The sequence below is a fragment of the Paenibacillus endoradicis genome (genome assembly GCF_024721975.1).
Window position 1 is genome coordinate 175079 of sequence record NZ_JANQBB010000003.1, and the last position, 20882, is coordinate 195960.

General features: G+C 38.7%; 21 protein-coding genes, 1 pseudogene and 1 other annotated feature. Of the genes and pseudogenes, 17 read left to right on the top strand and 5 right to left on the bottom strand.

Annotated features, from left to right (window positions below):
- The first annotated feature begins 118 nt into the window (after positions 1–118).
- The 4 genes from NV377_RS11135 to NV377_RS11150 all read left to right on the top strand — a co-directional run bounded on the left by NV377_RS11135 (position 119) and on the right by NV377_RS11150 (position 3948).
- Positions 119–337, top strand: coding sequence for a DUF1450 domain-containing protein (locus tag NV377_RS11135; protein ID WP_258201296.1), 219 nt, complete (start codon positions 119–121; stop codon positions 335–337).
- 500 nt (positions 338–837) lie between these two features.
- Entirely contained in the window at positions 838–1344 is a 507-nt protein-coding gene (locus NV377_RS11140; RefSeq protein WP_258201297.1) for a ferritin, read from the top strand.
- Positions 1345–1606: 262 nt separating this feature from the next.
- The gene (locus tag NV377_RS11145; RefSeq protein WP_258201298.1) at positions 1607–3406 is read left to right on the top strand and encodes a B12-binding domain-containing radical SAM protein; all 1800 of its coding nucleotides are present in this window, start codon (positions 1607–1609) and stop codon (positions 3404–3406) included.
- 185 nt (positions 3407–3591) lie between these two features.
- Positions 3592–3948, top strand: a complete 357-nt coding sequence (locus NV377_RS11150; protein ID WP_258201299.1) for a hypothetical protein — start codon at positions 3592–3594, stop codon at positions 3946–3948.
- Positions 3949–4051: 103 nt separating this feature from the next.
- On the opposite strand, the gene NV377_RS11155 is transcribed toward NV377_RS11150, so the two are convergent.
- From NV377_RS11155 to mnmL, 4 genes and pseudogenes are all read right to left on the bottom strand, one after another.
- A complete protein-coding gene (locus tag NV377_RS11155) occupies positions 4052–5023 on the bottom strand; it encodes a type I phosphomannose isomerase catalytic subunit (RefSeq protein ID WP_258201418.1) in 972 nt (323 codons plus the stop codon).
- Between the two features lie 27 nt (positions 5024–5050).
- Positions 5051–5413, bottom strand: a pseudogene (locus tag NV377_RS11160) (VOC family protein); the annotation flags it as partial.
- Positions 5414–5559: 146 nt separating this feature from the next.
- Entirely contained in the window at positions 5560–6135 is a 576-nt protein-coding gene (mnmM, locus tag NV377_RS11165; protein ID WP_258201300.1) for a tRNA 5-(aminomethyl)-2-thiouridylate-methyltransferase MnmM, read from the bottom strand.
- 2 nt (positions 6136–6137) lie between these two features.
- Positions 6138–7100, bottom strand: coding sequence for a tRNA modification radical SAM protein MnmL/YtqA (gene mnmL / locus NV377_RS11170; protein ID WP_258201301.1), 963 nt, complete (start codon positions 7098–7100; stop codon positions 6138–6140).
- A gap of 265 nt (positions 7101–7365) precedes the next feature.
- Between mnmL and NV377_RS11175 the strand changes: the two genes are divergently transcribed.
- Positions 7366–7560 (top strand): hypothetical protein, encoded by a 195-nt coding sequence (locus tag NV377_RS11175; RefSeq protein ID WP_258201302.1) that lies wholly within the window; start codon positions 7366–7368, stop codon positions 7558–7560.
- A gap of 247 nt (positions 7561–7807) precedes the next feature.
- Positions 7808–8521: a tRNA (guanosine(46)-N7)-methyltransferase TrmB gene (gene trmB, locus NV377_RS11180; RefSeq protein ID WP_258201303.1), complete on the top strand. Its 714-nt coding sequence runs from the start codon at positions 7808–7810 to the stop codon at positions 8519–8521.
- Between the two features lie 257 nt (positions 8522–8778).
- On the opposite strand, the gene NV377_RS11185 is transcribed toward trmB, so the two are convergent.
- Positions 8779–9345, bottom strand: a complete 567-nt coding sequence (locus NV377_RS11185; protein ID WP_258201304.1) for a phosphatase PAP2 family protein — start codon at positions 9343–9345, stop codon at positions 8779–8781.
- 392 nt (positions 9346–9737) lie between these two features.
- On the opposite strand from NV377_RS11185, the gene NV377_RS11190 reads away from it, so the two are divergent.
- From NV377_RS11190 to NV377_RS11250, 11 genes are all read left to right on the top strand, one after another.
- Positions 9738–10967: a glycosyltransferase family 2 protein gene (locus NV377_RS11190; protein ID WP_258201419.1), complete on the top strand. Its 1230-nt coding sequence runs from the start codon at positions 9738–9740 to the stop codon at positions 10965–10967.
- A gap of 270 nt (positions 10968–11237) precedes the next feature.
- Positions 11238–11753, top strand: a complete 516-nt coding sequence (gene infC / locus NV377_RS11195; RefSeq protein WP_258201420.1) for a translation initiation factor IF-3 — start codon at positions 11238–11240, stop codon at positions 11751–11753.
- Between the two features lie 33 nt (positions 11754–11786).
- Complete coding sequence (gene rpmI, locus NV377_RS11200; RefSeq protein ID WP_258201305.1) at positions 11787–11987, top strand: 50S ribosomal protein L35; 201 nt, start codon at positions 11787–11789, stop codon at positions 11985–11987.
- Between the two features lie 44 nt (positions 11988–12031).
- Positions 12032–12391: a 50S ribosomal protein L20 gene (gene rplT, locus NV377_RS11205; protein ID WP_258201306.1), complete on the top strand. Its 360-nt coding sequence runs from the start codon at positions 12032–12034 to the stop codon at positions 12389–12391.
- Between the two features lie 143 nt (positions 12392–12534).
- A complete protein-coding gene (locus NV377_RS11210) occupies positions 12535–12885 on the top strand; it encodes an LSm family protein (RefSeq protein ID WP_258201307.1) in 351 nt (116 codons plus the stop codon).
- Positions 12886–13007: 122 nt separating this feature from the next.
- Positions 13008–13286: a binding site (T-box leader), on the top strand.
- Positions 13287–13352: 66 nt separating this feature from the next.
- On the top strand, positions 13353–15098 hold the full coding sequence (ilvB, locus tag NV377_RS11215) for a biosynthetic-type acetolactate synthase large subunit (protein WP_258201308.1): 1746 nt from the start codon (positions 13353–13355) through the stop codon (positions 15096–15098).
- The gene (gene ilvN / locus NV377_RS11220; RefSeq protein ID WP_258201309.1) at positions 15095–15586 is read left to right on the top strand and encodes an acetolactate synthase small subunit; all 492 of its coding nucleotides are present in this window, start codon (positions 15095–15097) and stop codon (positions 15584–15586) included. Before ilvB ends, ilvN begins: the two co-directional genes overlap by 4 nt.
- A gap of 459 nt (positions 15587–16045) precedes the next feature.
- Complete coding sequence (ilvC, locus tag NV377_RS11225; protein ID WP_258201310.1) at positions 16046–17038, top strand: ketol-acid reductoisomerase; 993 nt, start codon at positions 16046–16048, stop codon at positions 17036–17038.
- A gap of 292 nt (positions 17039–17330) precedes the next feature.
- A complete protein-coding gene (gene leuB / locus NV377_RS11230; protein ID WP_258201311.1) occupies positions 17331–18410 on the top strand; it encodes a 3-isopropylmalate dehydrogenase in 1080 nt (359 codons plus the stop codon).
- A 221-nt stretch (positions 18411–18631) separates the two neighbouring features.
- The gene (locus tag NV377_RS25785; protein ID WP_308860124.1) at positions 18632–20089 is read left to right on the top strand and encodes a BclA C-terminal domain-containing protein; all 1458 of its coding nucleotides are present in this window, start codon (positions 18632–18634) and stop codon (positions 20087–20089) included.
- A 214-nt stretch (positions 20090–20303) separates the two neighbouring features.
- Entirely contained in the window at positions 20304–20849 is a 546-nt protein-coding gene (locus NV377_RS11250) for a peroxiredoxin (protein ID WP_258201312.1), read from the top strand.
- Positions 20850–20882: the final 33 nt, after the last annotated feature.

The following is a 20882-nucleotide window of genomic DNA, read 5'->3' on the forward strand; positions in this document are numbered from 1 at the left end:
CCGTCTACGAATTCGGCAAATGTCCATCTTACTCATAATTATAAGTTGACATTGCTTCTGATAATCATTATCATCATAAGTATTGAGATTGATTATCATTATGGGTGGTGGGTGCTACATGAAGATTAAGTATTGTAAGCGTAGCTTAGAACAAGGCTTGAAACCAGTGTACAAGAGTCTGAAGAAGAAATATCCTGAACTAAAGCAGAAGAAAACAGGATGTCTTGGTCAATGTAAATCTTGTAGATCTGGATGCTTTGTTATGATCAAATCCCAGCCCATTATAGAAGCGACCCCTGATAAGTTATATAAGCGCCTGAAGAAAATTGTGGGCTGATATAGGTAATTCAAAAAGCTTGACTGTGATCACGATGAACTGCTTTGAAGCGTAATCGACTTCGAATATTCCATTCATCGGAAGCCTGCGTTACTCATGTACCAATAACGTACATTCCGCTACTCGTTTCCTAGCTTCATAGAATCTTCTTGGTACTGACAGCCAAACTTTTTGAACTTTTATTGTATAGGTAATTCAAAAAGCTTGACTGTGATGACGATGAACTGCTTTGAAGCGTAATCGACTTCGAATATTCCATTCATCGGAAGCCTGCGTTACTCATGTACCAATAACGTACATTCCGCTACTCGTTTCCTAGCTTCATAGAATCTTCTTGGTACTGACAGCCAAACTTTTTGAACTATTATTGTATAGGTAATTCAAAGAGCTCGACTGTGCTAGAGATGAGGGGAGATTGGAAATAAAATGATTTTTCACTTTGCTTAGCTTAATTTTTATGTTAGAATAATTACAAATAAGAAATGTGAGGTGCACATTTTATGAATGATAATTTAGCAACAGCACTTAATGACCAGATGAACTTTGAATTTTATTCCGCTCATGTGTATCTAGCTATGGCAGCACATTGCTCAGCTGATAATCTTGATGGTTTCGCGAATTTTTTCCTTGTGCAAGCGGAAGAGGAACGTTTTCATGGTATGAAAATTTATAAATTTTTGAATGATCGTGGACGTCGCGCGACTATTCAATCATTGGCAGAGCCGAACAACACATATGAATCTGTACTTGAAGTGTTTGAGCAGGGCTACAAACATGAAATGCAAAACACAAAACGTTTCTATGATCTTTCTGATATTGCAATGAACGATCGTGAACATGCAACAATTAACTTCTTGAAATGGTTCATCGATGAACAAGTTGAAGAAGAAGCATTATTTGATGGGATTATTACGAAATTAAAACGTATTGACCATGATAGCAATGCTTTCTATATGCTTGATGCAGAGTTTGCAACACGTTCATTCGATCCTGCAGCGGAAGCTTAATAATCTAACGAATTTAACATAAGTCAAACCGTCATGTTAGTAGAGACTCTGCTAATATGACGGTTTTTATTTGTATAGGTAGCTATGGAGCTGGCAAAGATGGAGATAGTTCAATTTACTACTCAAATGACTACATATTATTAGGAAATGTATGCTCTAGCCTTCTTATTTACATTAAAATTAGTTACAATAGTATAATACGTATTCATTTACAAAGAGTAGGATGCGAGTTTTATTTGAAACGAAAGCTGAGGGACAATACATGAAAGTCGTACTATCGACACTGAATGCGAAATTTATTCATACATCGCTTGCACTACGCTGTTTAAAGGCATTTAGTGGTCATAAATTTGATATGGATATTGCGGAGTATACAATTAAAGACCCTGCAATGAATATTGTATCTGATATATTTGCAAGAGAACCAGATGTTGTAGGATTCTCTTGTTATATTTGGAATATTGAAGAAACGATTACCGTCGTTAATATGTTACGTAAAATAAAGCCTGAACTGAAAATTATTTTAGGCGGTCCTGAGGTAAGTTATGATACAGAGCAATGGATGGAACGACTTACTGATGTAGACTTTATCGTTATGGGTGAAGGAGAGGAAACTTTCGATCATCTCTTAACTGAAATTGAAACAACACAAAAATATCATATGGTATTTGGAATTGCCTACCGCAAACATTTAGCTGATAGCGTAGAGATTCGAATTAATCCAGGTCGTCCGAAGCTTGATCTGAATACACTTCCGTCGCCTTACCGTTTTGAAGAAGATCTTCCGCAATTAGCTAACCGCATCGTTTATTTTGAGACAAGCCGTGGCTGCCCATTTAGTTGTCAATTCTGTTTATCCAGTATTGAAGTAGGTGTGCGTTATTTCGATATCGAGCGCACTAAGGCGGATATTATTTATCTTATCGATCAAGGTGCCAAGCTGATTAAATTCGTTGACCGTACCTTTAATATTAAGCGTGATTATGCGCTAGAAATGTTCCAATTTTTAATTGAAAATCATCGTGGCTGTGTGTTCCAATTTGAGATAACGGCAGATATTATGCGTCCAGAGGTACTTGATTATTTGGCTGAAAATGCTCCGCCAGGTGTGTTCCGCTTCGAGATTGGTGTTCAATCTACGAATGATGTAACGAATCTAGCTGTTCAACGTCGTCAGAACTGGAGTAAGCTTGTTCGTACCGTAACGAAGGTCCAACAATCAGGGAAGATCGATCAGCATCTCGATTTGATTGCGGGGCTACCACTTGAAAACTATGATACGTTCCGTGGCACATTTAATGATGTATTTGCACTACGTCCTGAGGAACTTCAACTTGGTTTCTTGAAAATGTTACGCGGGACTGGCTTACGTAATGAAGCGGATAAATGGGGTTACATCTACCAAGATCGTGCGCCGTATGAAATGCTTGGTAACGATCTCATGCCATTTGCAGATATTGTTAGAATTAAGCGCGTCGAGGACGTTCTAGAGAAATACTGGAATGACCATCGCATGGATAGCACATTGCTATATCTCGTTGATCATGTATTCGACTCACCGTTTGACTTCTTCCAAAGTTTCGGTGATTATTGGGAAAGACAAGGCTGGCAGAAAATTGGTCATCAGCTAGAGGATCTATTCTCACGCTTGTGGTCTTATCTTATCTATGCACAAGAGGCTGAAGGGCAGCAACTTGATCTTCCAGTACTACAAGGATTAATGAAGCTGGATTATTATAGAAACCATCGTTATAAGCCTCGTAAAGTATGGTGGGATTCCATCATGGATAAATCTGAATGGTCAAGCTGGATGAAGAAGCTAACTGAGCAACCGGAACAAGTCAATGAGCAGTTTGCTAGTTATCGCTTCAATGAGCGTGATTTGCAAAAACATATCGTCTTAGAAACAGTACCATTCAATATGCCTCATTACCTTGAGACAGGTGAAGTGGTAGCTGAAGGGGAATCATTGCTGATTGCGATGTACATTCAGGAGCAAGGTGAGAAACAATCCTCTGCTAACATATATAGTATTAATATTAGCCAAACGGTACAACAATAGAACAACACAACTTTAGAGATGCATCTTGCCGGTTTCATGGAAAATGGCAAGGTGCATTTTTTTATGAATAGTATTGTATAAAACCTAAAGATCTAGATCTATCTGACCCACTCATTACTTATAATGATGCAAATAAGACTTTGTTGCTCAATGTAAAGTTGGACCCAGTACTCTATGAGTACGACATGGATTTATGGAAAGAGAGCAACATTGATGCTGACGATGATGCATTCGCAAAATATATTATGAATAATTTGAGTCTACATTATATTTGGCGTGCTAAAGGCATTAATGAGATCACTCTCAGACCCGATCATTTGATAGTTCATGGCTATTGCGGAACTGAATTTCTGCTTGAGGTTCATTATACTAAAATAAAAGGTGAATACGTTATTACTGCGCCTTTTCCTAAACTGAAATTAATTGAGGAAGATAATGAGGGTTTCTTAGTGTACCAGATTGATGGGAGCTTAAAGCAAATAAAAATATATGATAGAGAAGGGACAAGTTCACACATTGAAATAGATTTATCAGTGGAGTAGTTGTTATTCTATTGCGTAATCTTTCAATAGAAAAAATCCAGTCGTAAGTGTGGGGTTATCCCATACTTACGACTGGATTTTTGTTGTCTTTTATCGTTTACTTTTATTCGCCTGGTACAACGCTGCGTAACACAACAAGATTACCATAAAGCGTATACTCTCCTAAAGTTGCAGGTAGTAGGAAACACTGACCAGTTGCCAGCTCTTGCTGTTCATCTCCCCAGCTAATCGTTCCAGTACCTTCGGCAATGACAACGATCTCAAAACTATCTTTACTCGTTGCGAGAGTAGTAGCTTCAGAGATGATCCCTTTTTCTACGTTGAAATAAGGAGAATTAGCAATCGTTAACCATTGCCCAGCTTGCATAGCCGATGTATCGACATAAGAAGCGCCTGCGCCTTCATAGGCAACTACGGCTAATGAATCTTCAATATGGAGCTCTCGAAGTTGTCCATCAAGCCCTAGGCGATTGTAATCATGCAAACGATACGTAGTGTCGGAGTTTTGTTGGATTTCAGCGACAACGACTCCTGAACATAACGCATGTACTGTGCCTGCAGGAATATAGAAAGCGTCCCCACTCTTAACAGAAATTTCTTGCAAATTATCCATAATAGTTCCTTCGGCAATCGCTTGTGCAAGTTGCTCACGCGATACATGTTCTTTTAAGCCATATATGATCTTCGCATTAGGTTCTGCGGATAGAATGTACCACATCTCAGTTTTGCCTAACTCACCAGCGGGCAACTGATCATAATCATCTGTTGGATGAACTTGCACGGATAAGTCATCATTGCAATCTAGCAGTTTAATAAGAAGCGGGAAGCGATTGCTCTTACTAGATACACCATGTTTACCAAACCAAGAGGTACCGAATTGCTCACGAATAACATCAAGCCCTGTTCCAGCAAGTGGACCGTTAATGACCTTGGTTATGCCATTTGGATGGTCACTGATCATCCAACCTTCACCAATAGCCCCTTCTGGAGGCATTAGACCAAACTTCTCTAGTGCGCGACCACCCCATATACGTTCCTTGAACTCAGGTTGGAATTGCAAAGGATACGGAGTAATGTTACCAGGTTGGAACAATTCAAGAAACTCACCATCAGGGCCATAAAAGAAGAAGTATAACGAGCCATCAGGTAGTCGAATCAATTCTTCATCTTTAAGCTCGACCTCAGGTAGTTGTTTCATACGATCAAATTCCGCTTCAATATTTGTAACAGTAAATGCAATATGATGAACCTTTCCTTCAGCAGGAAGGTTTTCATTATAGTTTTGAATAAGCTCTATGACGGTTTCATTGGAATTCGAATATCCAAGAAAAGCTAAAGTGATCAAGCCATTAGAGTGTGGCATCGTACGTAAGTGCTTTAAGCCAAGTACTTTTGTGTAAAATTGAATTGAAGTTTCAATATCTTTTACCATAAGACCAACATGCTCGATTTTTTGAATAGACATAACAATACTCCTTTATTATTCAATTGTATTAAAGCGATTACAATATGTAACATTAGTCAACAAGTTTTATATAATAGCTACAGTAGTCGAATAGGATGATAGACAACTGTAGCTTTGTAAAATTTATTGCTATACTGACTCAAATATTATGAGCGTTTTTCGATGCCTATGAGATAGGGGGCATTTTGACGTTGGAGCTGTCGATACATAATGCATTGTGCTCGTTCAACAGGCAGTTTGCTTGCCCATTGTTGCACGACATCGGCTTCAGTATCGCCTCCTGTATGACCGGGATAAAGCATACAAGTAATAATGCCACCAACTTTAAGTAATTCTAGTGATTGTTCAAGCGCTTCGATCGTTGAGCTAGGAATCGTAATGATGCTTTCATCACCCCCAGGGAAATATCCGAGATTGAACATGATCGCACCTACTGTACCTGCTTGATCAACATACTTGCCCATATTAGCATGACTATCGCAAATAAGAGAGACAGTAGCTAATGTAGTCGGATCTTTGAATTGCTGCAATCTTGTAGCTGTCTTATCTAAAGCTTCTTGTTGAATATCGAAGGCAAGCACGGTACCCTTTACGCCTACAAGCTGAGCAAGCGCAAGTGTATCCACACCTCCACCAGCGGTAGCATCAATAACTAAGCTGCCAGTGGTCACACGTTCAGTAATCCAACGGTGAGCCATTGTTAGAGCAGATATAAACCCCATCTTTATCCCTCCGGCCTCCATAGCTTACCTTGCCAAGTGTTGCGGACTTTAAGTTCGCGATCAAATGCGTTAAGCACTTCCCATTTCTTCATGCTCCACATCGGACCAATGATTAGATCTCTTGGAGCATCACCAGTAAGACGATGAACAGTCATTTCAGGCGGTAATATTTCAAGCGTATCGACAACTAGCTTTACATATTCGTCCATTTCTAAAAATTGCAACAGACCCGCTTCATATTGCTTCACCATAGGAGTTTTTTTCATGAGATGCAGTAAATGGATCTTTATCCCTTGAACATCCATCTTAGCAACCTGTCTACCAGTTTCTAGCATCATTTCATGCGTTTCTCCTGGTAAACCATATATAATGTGTGTGCAGACACGAATGTTGCGTTCACGCAAGCGGCGAACAGCATCAAGGTAACAGGCGGTATCATGTGCACGGTTAATTAATGTAGATGTAGATTCATGAACAGTTTGCAATCCCATTTCAACCCACAGGTAGGTGCGCTCATTCAGCTCAGCCAAATAATCAACTACATCATCTGGTAAGCAATCCGGCCTTGTGGCAATGGAAAGCCCAACAACACCCGGTTGATCTACTATTACTTCAAAGTATTCACGCAGTGTTTTGACTGGAGCATATGTGTTTGTATAAGCTTGAAAATACCCTATATATTTGGCATCAGGCCATTTCTGATGTTGTCGATCACGAATTGTATTGAATTGAGTAACTAGATCGTCTCGTCTACTTCCCGCGAAATCTCCTGATCCGCGTGCACTACAAAACGTACAGCCGCCTTTGGCAATCGAACCATCGCGGTTAGGACATGTGAATCCTGCATCTAGCGTGACTTTGAATACTTTAGAATTGAACTCATTACGCATTTCATAATTCCAAGTATGAAAATTTTTATCTCCCCACAGCAAAGGTTGCTCGGAGGTGTTCTGACTATTAATCATCTTTAACCATCCTTTTCGATACTTCATCATCAATTGTAACGAAAAACAAGTCGAAAAGCCATGTTTTCTATTGCATAACTTCTGTAATGTTCGGAAATGAATAATAGTGTGGAAATGAAGATGGTGGCTTGTTAAAAGTAACATGATGTGTTATATTAAAAGTGCGAGATGACAATAAAAAAACCTAACATTTACTTTTTGGAAACGGATTCAAATTCGCATAATTTTATCTTCATTTTCATAATATATGATGAGGTGATTAGAGATGAATATGACAAAAATTCCACAAGGCGATGAATTATTGACTGTTGAACTTACGGTAAAAGAGCTTATTGCTCTTACAGGGGTGCGTTTCAATGATAATAATTCCTTGAAAGTTTCGGCTCACAAAAAATTGAACAGTGCACTGGAACAGACGATGAACAAAGAAGGTTCTCACGAAAGCGCGTTTTATTTGTAACAACTAACTAAATCGAAAAGCGACGGCTGTAATAGATCAGTAACGTCGCCTACATAATAATAGTAAAGACTGGTATTCCTTATCAGTCTTTTTTGTTGTAGTTCTGCGAGTTTTTTATCTTTCCTTTTGTTGTACTTATCTGGTAATATGCATAATAAATCGGAAAGTTCTTTACAAGCGAGCAATTGTTAGGCACAATAATATCTGATTATACTATGGACTTGAACATAATGAAGGAGATATAACAATGCGTCTAAGAGGGAGAAAAGGAATTCTTGAAAGCATAGAGTCACAAACTGACTTGTGTGTGCTTGATGCTTCTCAATATAAAGGGAAATGGCATGAATTTTTTGGTAACGATCGTCCGATCTATGTAGAATTAGGAATGGGCAAAGGTCAATTCATTAGTCAAATGAGTGTGCGTAATCCTGAGATCAACTACATTGGTGTTGACATGTACGATGAACTTATTCGTCGAGCTAGTGAAAAGGGGCGTATCGCATGGGAGGAGAAAGGTGAAGAAACACCTCCAAACTTAGCGTTACTTCGTGCAAATATCGAAAACATCGACGAAATGTTTGAAGATAATGAACTTGAGCGCATATATCTTAACTTTAGTGATCCATGGCCAAAGAGCAAACACGCACGTCGTCGTTTAACTCATCCTCGCTTTGTAGAAAAGTATATGAACAAACTTAATGTACGTGGGGAAATTCATTTCAAAACAGACTCGCAATCATTGTTTGACTTCTCGTTAAATAGTTTTGCTGATATGGAATTAGTGATGCGCAATATTTCGCTTAATCTTCATAAAGACGAGCCCCGTGAAGATCTTGTATTTACAGAGTACGAGACAAAGTTCTATCATCTGGGACAACCTATTCACCGTGTTGAAGTTGTTATTGGTGAAGATGTATTGAAAGAACATCGTGAGCAGAAGAAAACAAAATATCGTATGTAGATAAAAACCTTTGAGGTCCAATTAGCAACTAAGTTGTTAATTGGGCTTTTTGTATTTCGATAATCAATCTCATCTTCAACATATTACGATGAATGTGCAGAAAAGTTGCAAAAGAACTTAAAAATAGTGTCTACAGTTAAACATAAAAAAGCTACCAGAAGCATGTCCCCAATGAGGTGACAGTGCCATGATAGCTTCTTAAAATATGATTTCATTCTTTAATACCATGATGTTAAGTAATCGTGTTGGCCAATGTTCTAGATCCCCGAAGTCCCTTGCCAAAAAAATTCAACAGCATATGCAGTAACTGTTCCAATAACTCCGCCTGCTATAATATCTGATGGATAATGTAAACCTAGATACATGCGAGACCATGCAACGGATAATGCTACAATCAATGCGAGTGGTACAACAAAGAAAGGCAACAACGAAGCGTTAAGCATGATTGGGATAATTAAAGCAAATATAGCCGTTGTATGTCCTGAAGGAAATGAAGGATCTTCAAGTGGTTTTAATCCAATATTTACATCAGGCAAGGACTGATAAGGTCGTAAGCGTCTGAATTTATGTTTTAATAGGGCAACGGGAATGTGGCTGATCGCCAATGTAGTTAGACATTTCCAACCAATAGTAGCGATTTCGCCTTTTGCGGCGATAGCTAACAATAAGGAAAAGCTAATGGTGAAAGTAGCCCCACCTAGATGAGTGATAACATTCATCCAATTGTGCATAAAGCGAAATACCATGCGGTGCGATAGTCTTCGATTGGCCCATATTAACAATCGTTCCTCATGGATTCTCAACCGACTAATCCATTTTTTCATTCAATACATCCTTCCAAATACAAAACTCAGTATAACTCAAGTTGTGATCGAATTCTTTTTTTACATGTATACTATACCATTTTAGTTTTAAGTATGGGTAATAGAAACTTTTAATTATGGTAAACCTAACAAATAAACGAAATGATCCCTTTCACAGAGGCAAAATATATGAGAACGGGATGTTTTCGTAGCATTGTAAAGAAAAAATGAAGATTATTCACGATGCAAACGCTTTTATAGCCCAATGTGGCTATTATAGACCTTTTTTTCATTTTGACAAGAGTGACAGTTACACTGCACAATCAAAAGGTTATTAAAGTTTTATGAAGGATATTAAAAATTCTTCAAACACAGAGAGAAAGATGTATTAAAGGGGGCGATACAACATGGTTATGACAGTAGCATTTCTTGTAGTTCAAGTTCTGCTGGCAATCATTGCGGTATACCAATTTTCTTTATCAATGTTTGGTTTTAAGAAAAATAAAAGTAGACCAAAACAGAAACCGCAAAAATCATTCGCTGTGCTTGTAGCGGCGCATAACGAAGAAAAAGTAGTAGGGGCGTTAATTGAAAATTTAAAAGCAATGGATTACCCATCTGAATTGTATGACGTTTTTGTAATCTGTGATAATTGTACTGACGGTACAGCAGATATCGTACGCCAACATGGTGTATATGCTTGCGAACGTACAAATTTAGAGCAACGTGGTAAAGGGTTCGCTATTGAATGGATGTTGAAGGAATTATGGGCTAAGCCTCGTCAATACGATGCTGTTGTTATGTTTGATGCGGATAACTTAGTTAACCACGATTTCTTAAGTTTAATGAATGATGATCTATGTGCTGATTACAAAGTAATCCAAGGTTACCTTGATACAAAAAATCCCGCTGATTCTTGGGTAACAGCTGCTTATGCGATTACGTATTGGTATTGTAATCGTCTATGGCAGTTATCTCGTACGAATTTAAAAATGAGTAATTTCTTAGGTGGTACAGGTATGTGTTTCGATACCAACTTGTTGAAAGAAATGGGTTGGGGTGCAACGAGTTTAGTTGAGGATCTAGAATTCTCTATGCGTTGTGTACAGCGTAACGTATATCCAGTCTTGAATTATGATGCAAAAGTTTACGATGAAAAACCCGTTACTTTTAAAGCTTCAGCTCGTCAACGTTTACGTTGGATGCAAGGTCATTTCAATGTAGCTAAAAAATTCTTTTTCCCGCTATTGTGGGCAGGTATAAAAGAACGTAATCTTACAAAAATTGATGCTGCAGTATATTCTTTCTCTGTATACAATACACTTATAGGTTTCTTATTAACCGTTATATTGTGGATTGATTTGATTATTCCGGCAGACAATGTTATTTTCTCAATCTATAGTGCGTTGCCGCTTTGGATTCTTACAATTGTTATCGGTGCAGCAGTATTACAATTCCCTGCAGCAATGATGATGGAAAAAGTGAAGTCGTGGAAAATGTTCGGTCACTTATTCACGCTGCCTTTCTTCTTAATTTCATGGTTCCCAATTACTTTCTATGCGTTCTTCACACAGAACAACAAAGTATGGAGTCATACTGAGCATACACGAGTTGTACGTATCGAAGAGGTTAGAGGAAAATAAATGAACATTTCGTAATGATAGGCAAATGATTGACAAGCGCTTATTGTTGTGTTATATTATCTAAGGATTATTAATTGAATACATTGCACAAGTAGAGGCACCCGCTTCTCACCTGTTCGGTATATACTGACTGGTTGCGATGAACGAATGCAGAATAATCGAATGTTAACTATTCGATTTCGATGATACATTACGTTTATAGGATGCGGGTTCAATCGAACTCGCATCCTATATTTTTGTGCAGGTAATATAATTTGGAGGTGGAACATTATTAGCAGAGAACATCAAATCAACGACGAAATTCGCGCTCGTGAGGTTCGTTTAGTTGGTCCAGAGAGTGAACAAATTGGAATCAAGCCATTACGTGAAGCACTGCAAATGGCGATTGAATTGAATCTTGATCTTGTTAACGTGGCACCAACAGCGAAACCGCCAGTCTGCCGTATTATGGACTATGGTAAATTCCGTTATGAGCAACAGAAGAAAGAAAAAGAAGCACGTAAGAACCAAAAAGTAGTTGATCTTAAAGAAGTTTGGTTCCGTGCAAACATTGATGAACATGATTATCAAACTAAATTCCGTAATGTAATTAAATTCTTAAACGAAGGCGACAAAGTGAAAGCTTCTGTTCGTTTCCGTGGTCGTGAAATCGCACATGCTGATTTAGGGAAAAAGATTCTAGATCGTTTATCTAAAGAGGTTGCCGAAATATGCAATGTTGAGCGCGCTCCTAAGCTTGAAGGCCGGAGCATGATTATGATTTTGGCACCAAAAAGCAATGCCTAAACTTATGTATAACTTTTAAGGAGGATAATTACAATGCCCAAGATGAAAACGCATAGCAGTCTTAAAGACCGCTTCAAAATTACTGGTACAGGTAAAGTTAAACGTTACAAAGCTTACAGAAACCATTTACTTTCTCACAAATCAGGACGCCAAAAACGTGTCCTTGCAAGTCAACCATTGATGGCAGCTGGTGACGTTCGTCGTATTCAGCAAGGTCTTTCTAACATCAAATAATTATTGAAAAATAAATTGATTATACCCTCAGGAGGTTTCTATTCATGGCAAGAGTCAAAGGCGGATTTGTCCGCACACGTCGTCGTAAAAAGATTCTTAAATTAGCTAAAGGTTACTTTGGTTCGAAACATCGCTTATTTAAATCGGCTAAGGAGCAAGTTGGGCATTCATTAATGTATGCTTACCGTGACCGTCGTAACAAAAAACGTGATTTCCGCAGACTTTGGATCGTTCGTATCAATGCTGCAGCACGTATGAACGACATCTCTTATAGCAAATTAATGCACGGTTTGAAACTTGCAGGCGTTGAAGTTAACCGTAAAATGCTAGCTGATCTAGCTGTTAACGATATTGCATCTTTCAATTCTTTAGCAAAAGTTGCAAAAGAAAAAGTTGGCGCGTAATCGTTGACTTCTAAATAGAGGCACTAATTATCTTTTCGTGAGATAATTAGTGCCTTTTTTGTTGTGCTTACGGACATACATACAGTCCTGTCCGCGATAAGATGCATATACTGTCCTATCTAGTAGAGGAGGTGTCTTATCAAGTGAATAATTTAGCAAAGAAAGATTTTGAACAGTATGTAGGTAAACATATATATATCGAGAAAGCGAATGGGAAAAAGGTTAAAGGAAAACTGGTTGCGATAGACGGAGATCGAATATTTCTAGCTCCGCTTTCAGTAGATAAGAATAAAAAAGTTGAAACTAAATTTATATTTTGTTTCTTTATTTTCGGGATCATTGCAGTTGGGCTATTAGCATTTCTAGTTTGTTCATGTTGTGGTGCACGTCGTGGACGTTGTGGCTGCGGTTGCGGATTCCAACGCCGTCGACCTTGCGGCTGTAACAGATGTAGACGTAGAAAAAGATTTCACAGAAGACGTAGATTTGCATAAAATATAAATAAAATGGTAAACTAATAAAAGAATAATTATAGGTTATTGACGGATGTGTTTAATCGTCATATAATAATGAAAAGTAATATCCAATGTATATTTATACTATCTACGATATAAAGCAATCGGCAATGATGAGGAAAAAGTATTTAGGGCTCTACTGCTCAGAGAGTATTGGATTAGCTGAAACCAATACCAGAATCCCTATATTACGAAGTCGCCTCTGAGCTATTTCCCTGAAAAGTTTTTGATTAGGGGAATTCGCATGGCAAGCGTTAAAGTGCCTATGGTAGGATGTTCCATGTGTATTTATGCATGACTCCAACCTGTTGAGGTTGTCTACTGAGAAGTAGATAACGAATTTGGGTGGTACCACGGAAGATCAACCTTTCGTCCCTGTACACTTTCATGAAAATGATTGTGGGCAGTGACGGAAGGTTTTTTTGTTTTCGAGAGGAGGAATACAAATGACAACAACAAATGTGACAACGAAATCAAGAGAAGAGCTAATTGAGAAATTTTCTAAACCAGAGGTAATTTCAGGTTCAGAAATATTACTACGCAGCTTGTTGCTTGAGGGAGTAGATTGTGTATTCGGTTATCCAGGTGGCGCAGTTCTATATATATATGATGCAATGCATGGAAATCCCGATTTCAACCATCTACTAACAAGACATGAACAAGGTGCTATCCATGCTGCTGATGGATATGCTCGTGCAAGTGGTAAAGTAGGTGTATGTATTGCAACTTCTGGTCCAGGAGCAACAAATCTTGTGACAGGTATTGCTACAGCTTATATGGACTCCGTACCAATGGTTGTTATTACTGGTAATGTTATCAGTACATTAATCGGTACAGACGCTTTCCAAGAGGCGGATATTACAGGAATTACAATGCCAATTACGAAGCATAGTTATTTGGTTCGTGATGTTGAAGATTTACCAAGAGTCATTCACGAAGCATTCCATATTGCGAATTCTGGTCGTAAAGGTCCAGTGTTAATCGATATTCCTAAAGATGTATCTGCTGCGAAAACATTGTTTAAGCCGGTAAACGAAGTAAGTATTCGCGGCTACAATCCAACGGTATCACCAAATAAGCTTCAAGTTGATAAATTGATTAAAGCAATTAAAGAAGCAAAACGTCCGATCATTCTTGCAGGTGGCGGTGTAGTCTACTCTGGTGCTCATGAACAACTTCTTGAATTCGTTATGAAAACAGAAATTCCGATTACAACTACACTACTAGGTCTTGGTGGTTTCCCAAGTGGTAACGATCTATGGCTTGGAATGCCAGGGATGCATGGTACTTATACTGCAAACACGTCAATACAAAAAGCGGATCTACTAATTAACATAGGTGCTCGTTTTGATGATCGTGTAACAGGTAAGTTAAGTGGTTTTGCTCCACTTGCGAAAATTGTTCATATCGATATCGATCCAGCTGAGATTGGTAAAAACGTGCATGCAGACATTCCAATCGTTGGTGATGTTAAAACTGTACTTGAGATTGCGAATCTAACCGCAACTCGTGCTAATCTAGCAGATGAGTGGAGAACGGAAGTGCTTGCTTCTAAGAAGCAACATCCTTTCAAATACAAAGATTCAGATACAGAGCTTAAGCCGCAATGGGTTGTTGAGTTAATTCATGAAACAACTAAAGGTGACGCTATTGTAACAACTGACGTTGGTCAACATCAAATGTGGGCTGCACAATACTATAAATTCAATAAGCCTCGTTCATGGGTTACTTCAGGTGGTCTAGGAACTATGGGCTTTGGCTTCCCTTCTGCAATTGGTGCTCAAATGGCCAATCCTGATCGTCTAGTTGTATCAATCAATGGTGACGGTGGTATGCAGATGTGTGCTCAAGAATTAGCGATCTGTGCAATTAACAACATTCCAGTTAAGGTTGTTATATTAAATAACCAAGTATTAGGCATGGTTCGTCAATGGCAAGAGCTTATTCATGAAAACAGATTTAGTCATATTGATTTAGCTGGTAGCCCTGATTTTGTTAAGCTTGCTGAAGCTTATGGTGTTAAAGGCTTCCGTGCTACGAACAAAGAAGAATCTCGCAAAGTTTGGGAAGAGGCTATGAATCATCCTGGGCCCGCTGTTGTAGAATTTGTTGTTCGTCGTGACGAAAATGTATATCCGATGGTTGCTCAAGGTAGCACAATCGATCAAATGATCATGGGGGATGCAGAATGAAGAAACATACTGTTGCTGTAATTGTTAACGATCAGCCAGGCGTTCTGCAACGTGTGTCTGGACTGTTCGGAAGACGTGGATTCAATATTGAAAGTATTACTGTAGGTGCCTCCGAAGAGGTAGGTTTGTCTCGTATGGTTATCGTTTCTTCTGGCGATGACCATACGCTTGAACAAATTATTAAGCAGTTATATAAATTAATTGATGTTATTAAAGTTATTGACTTAAGTGCTAATGCAATGGTTTCTCGCGAATTAGCATTAATTAAAGTGAATGCTGAGCCATCAACACGTCCTGAAGTTCTAGGAGTTGTTGATACATTCAGAGCATCTGTTGTCGATATCGCTACTAATACATTAATGGTACAAGTCGTTGGTGATACTGAAAAAATCGATGCTATGATTGAATTGCTTAAACCATACGGTATTCGTGAGGTTTCGCGGACTGGGGTAACTGCCCTTAACCGTGGCAATGTGTCAAAGCTTTGATCACGAAGTATGGCGTTGTAGCTTAATCGGCATCGAATCTTGAACGTAGCTTCATCTCTCCGGTGCTCACGTACCAATAACGTACGCTCTGCTCCTCGAGAATTGCTTCGTCCAACCTTCTCGGTGCTGAAAGCTTTGACCGCTTCGAAGTTATCTGAAGCGTATGCATTACCTCGTAATTGGATTTTCCAATTTCTTGGTGGAAGCTTCAGTGGGAAGATAAGCTTGATCAATCCTTGCAATTGGACCTGTTCAATTTCTTGGAGTGGTGGTTTTGGTTGCTTTGGAGTATGATTAACTTATTCAGGTTTATTATTGGACTTGTCCAATGAGTTGTTAGTTTATGAACTTATACTTATTAATTTTTTACCCCTATTTGAACGGGGATGTGAGGGGAAGACCATTCTTCGTCTTACATACCCGTTCAAAAGGGTCACATTAAAGGAGGCAATTATTGATATGGCAGTTACATTGTACTATGAAAAAGACGCAAACTTTAGTATTTTAGATGGAAAAACAATCGCGGTTATCGGTTACGGTAGCCAAGGTCATGCACAAGCACAAAATCTTCGTGATAGCGGTGCGAAAGTTGTTATCGGTCTTCGTCCTGGTAAATCAGCTGACGTAGCTAAAAAAGACGGTTTTGAAGTACTTACAGTATCAGAAGCTACTAAAGTTGCTGATATCGTACAAATTCTTCTTCCAGACGAGACTCAAGCTCGTGTATACAAAGAAGAAATCGAACCAAACCTTAAAGAGGGCGCTGCAATTATGTTCTCTCACGGTTTCAACGTTCACTACGCACAAATCAAACCATCTGCAGACAAAGACGTATTCCTAGTTGCTCCAAAATCTCCTGGTCATATGGTTCGTCGTACGTATGAAGAAGGTTTTGGCGTTCCAGGTCTAATCGCTATCCACCAAGATGCTACTGGTAATGCGAAAGAACTTGGTCTTGCTTATGCTAAAGGTATCGGCTGTACTCGTGCAGGCGTTATCGAAACTACTTTCAAAGAAGAAACAGAAACTGACTTATTCGGTGAGCAAGCTGTTCTTTGTGGTGGTGCTTCTGAGCTAGTTAAAGCAGGTTTTGAAACTCTTGTTGAAGCTGGTTATGCTCCAGAAATGGCATACTTCGAGTGTCTTCATGAGCTTAAACTAATCGTTGACTTGATGTATGAAGGTGGACTTGCTACTATGCGTGATTCCATCTCTAATACAGCTGAATACGGTGACTATGTAAGTGGTCCTCGTGTTGTAACAAGCGAAACTAAAGTAGCTATGAAAGCGATTCTTGCTGATATTCAATCAGGTCGTTTCGCACGTGATTTCATCCTTGAAAACCAATCTGGTTTTGCAATGATGAACGCTACTCGTCGAAACGAGAGCGAGCACCAACTTGAAACAACTGGTAAAGAACTTCGTAAACTTATGCACTGGATCAAAAAATAATCAATCTTTAGATTGATGGTTGAATGATATGTCTAGCTCTATATCAATTGATATGGAGCTAGATGTTTATTTTTGTATATTCGAAAATAAATGGCATGGATTGAAGTCATAGAAAGCACAAATTGGCTATACCCAGTTTGTGCTTTTTTATTTATACAATTATAGATATAACCTATAGAGTTGATAGCTTTTATATCTTTGTCAAAGGAAATGATTTGTGGTTAAATGAATGTATAATTATTAATGAATGTTATTATTTCAATTAATTCAAATAGTCTAGGGAGTGTTAATAATGTCTGAAGTTAAAAAGATCGCCGTTCTTGGCGGAGATGGAATTGGTCCTGAAGTAGTTGGAGAAGCTTTGAAAGTATTGAAAAAAACAGAAGAACTTTTTGGTTATAAATTTGAAACTGAAGAGGCTCTTTTCGGTGGTATTGCAATCGACGAAAAAGGTACTCCACTTCCACAAGAAACATTGGATCTATGTCAAGCATCAGATGCAGTATTGTTAGGTGCTGTAGGTGGTCCGAAATGGGATAGCAATCCTGGTGACCTTCGTCCAGAGACTGGTCTTCTAGGTATTCGTAAAGCACTAGGTCTTTTCTCTAATATCCGTCCGGCAACTGTATTTGATTGCTTGAAAGATGCATCAACATTGAAACCAGAAGTACTTGAAGGTACTGATCTAATCGTAGTTCGTGAACTTACTGGTGGTATTTACTTCGGAGAGAAATTCCGTCGTGAAACTGAATTTGGTATCGAAGCTGTAGATACTTGTGCATATAATGAGATGGAAATTTCGCGTATTGTTCGTCAAGCATTCGATATCGCTATGACTCGTGACAAACGTCTTGCATCTGTAGATAAAGCAAACGTTCTTGAATCTTCTCGTCTATGGCGTGAAGTTGTTATCAAAATTTCAGCTGAGTATCCAGAAGTTGAACTAGAGCATGTACTTGTTGATAACTGTGCAATGCAGTTACTTCGTCGTCCTTCTAGCTTCGATGTTATCGTAACTGAAAATATGTTTGGTGATATTCTATCTGATGAAGCAGCAATGCTTACAGGATCAATCGGTATGCTTTCTTCCGCTTCACTTGGTGAAGGTAGCTTCGGATTGTACGAGCCGGTACATGGTTCTGCACCTGATATCGCTGGACAAGGTATTTCTAACCCAATCGCAACAATTCTTTCTGTTGCATTGATGTTCCGTCTTACATTTGGTTATCATGAAGCAGCGCAATCGATTGAGGATGCTGTGAAAGAAGTACTTGATGCTGGTCACCGTACTGGAGATATCGCAGTTGATAAGAGTCAAGCAATTGGAACGACAGCAATGGGTGATTTAATTATTGCTGCAATGAAAAAATAATTTATTTCTAAAATGCAAAAAATATATTAAAAATAATAAAATGATTATTGTTATATCGAGGAATCTAGAGATGTTTACTTCTCTAGATTCCTCTTTTTTTTGTAATGCATATTACATATTTATTATGAAATACATGTTAAATTTAAACAGATGAAAAAATTGACTTACGATAGTTTGTTCACACCCAAAAATAATAATATACCAAAAGGAGTAAGATTATTGTGATAATTGAAAATGAAGTGCAAACCGAATTAATAGGTGGATATAACAAGATAAAAAAGAGAATAAGTAGTGTACTTATTTTTATGATGATTGCTTCGTGTATGTTTGTAGTTCCTGTTACAGCAGCAGCTGAAAACAAGCAAGGAAAGATAACGAATACACCAATTTATGTAGATGGTGAGAAGGCTAAGCAGGATATCCCTTCTATTTCTATCGATAACCGCTTATATTTACCGCTTCGTGCTACTTCACAGCTACTCGGACTGAATGTACGCTGGAGTCAAGTAGAACAAGCAGTATACATAACGACTAGTTCAACGTCGGTAGCTACTTCTTCGAATAATGACACAGGACTTAAAGTAGGATCGACAATTTCTGGAACAGTATCTAATGCTATTATTTTTGTAGATGGAAAGCAGATTCAGTTAACAGATACCAACGGTAACAATACACCACCTCTATCATTCCAAGGCAGTGTATACTTGCCGATTCGTACGCTTGCTACTTCTCTTGGGCTAGAAATAGCTTGGGATGCTCATAAGGGTCAAGTCAATATTAATTCTCAATCTGCTGGTGAAAAACCGACAGGTGAAAAAGGTGAGCAAGGCGAGCAAGGTATCAAAGGTGACAAAGGTGACAAAGGAGATACTGGTTCTTCAGGCTCTACAGGGGCAACTGGACCAGCAGGAGCTAAAGGAGACAAAGGTGACACGGGAGCAACAGGACCGGCAGGAGCAACAGGCGATAAAGGTGACACGGGAGCAACGGGACCAGCAGGAGTAACAGGCGATAAAGGGGACACGGGAGCAGTAGGAGCTAAAGGTGACAAAGGCGACACGGGAGCAGCAGGAGATAAAGGTGACACGGGAGCAACGGGAGCAGCAGGAGCTAAAGGAGACAAAGGCGACACGGGAGCAATAGGACCAGCAGGTGCAACAGGGTCTCAAGGAGCTAAAGGAGAGAAAGGCGATCCAGGTGCAGCAGGAGCTAAGGGAGATAAAGGTGACACGGGAGCAATAGGCCCAGCAGGACCGCAAGGCCCACAAGGTGAGTCCGGAAGTAACTCTATTCCTTGGGCGAATGCTATTACGCAAAATACAGCCGTTTCTGTCACTTCAGATGGAGTAAAACTACCTTGGCCGGGCTTTTCATTTAATGCAACTTACTATAAATCTTTATCGGACGGTATAGCAGTTACACAAACTGGCTATTATTACATTACCTATCATGTTAATTTAACGGAGGCAAAAAGCATTGGAACACGTCTGCTCATAGATGATAGGCCACTAGAGACTTCTACCATTCCTTCAGGTCATGCTCAATCAAGTTATTCGGCTACGGTGATAGTGCAACTTTATGCAGGAAGCACAATTTCACTTCAATTGTATGGAGCTTCAGAAGATGCGACCTTAAGTCAAGGTCAAGGTGCTTCATTATCTATTATGAAGGTAAGTTAACTGATACAACTAAACTCATCATTTAATATAAAAAGGTCATCATTATGTGAAAAAATGATGACCTTTTTTGTTTGTTTATAATTATTACAAATAAATATTGTTTATAATCTTGACACTAATCTATTGTAATGATAATATTTATCAGTGGTCATTTTTATGAATATCATAGATAACTACATGAACTAGATAGATAGAATACGAGGAGGAAATTATAATGGCTGAACGTTTGGTAGGTCGTCAAGCACCTAATTTTACAATGGAAACTGCACTTGGTGATGGTTCTGATTTCGGTACTGCTTCACTTTCTGATTACAAAGGTAAATGGTTAGTATTTTTCTTCTACCCACTAGATTTCACTTTTGTATGCCCAACTGAAATTACAGCACTTAGCCTTGCAGCTGATCAATTTAAAGCATTAAACACTGAAGTTCTAGGTGTTTCTATCGATAGTAAACATACTCATAAAGCATGGATCACTACTCCAGTTGAGAGCAATGGTCTTGGTCATTTGAACTTCCCATTGGCTTCTGACATCACTAAGAGTGTTGCAGCTGACTATGGTGTTCTTATTGAAGAAGAAGGTATTGCTTTACGTGGTTTATTCATTATCGATCCAGAAGGCGAAATCAAATATCAAGTGGTTAACCACAATGATGTTGGTCGTAGCGTTGATGAAACTCTTCGTGTACTTCAAGCTCTTCAATCTGGTGGTCTTTGCCCAATTAACTGGAAACCAGGACAAGCTAACCTTAAAGGTTAATATATGTTGTTAATTAGTACAAAGGATCATTTA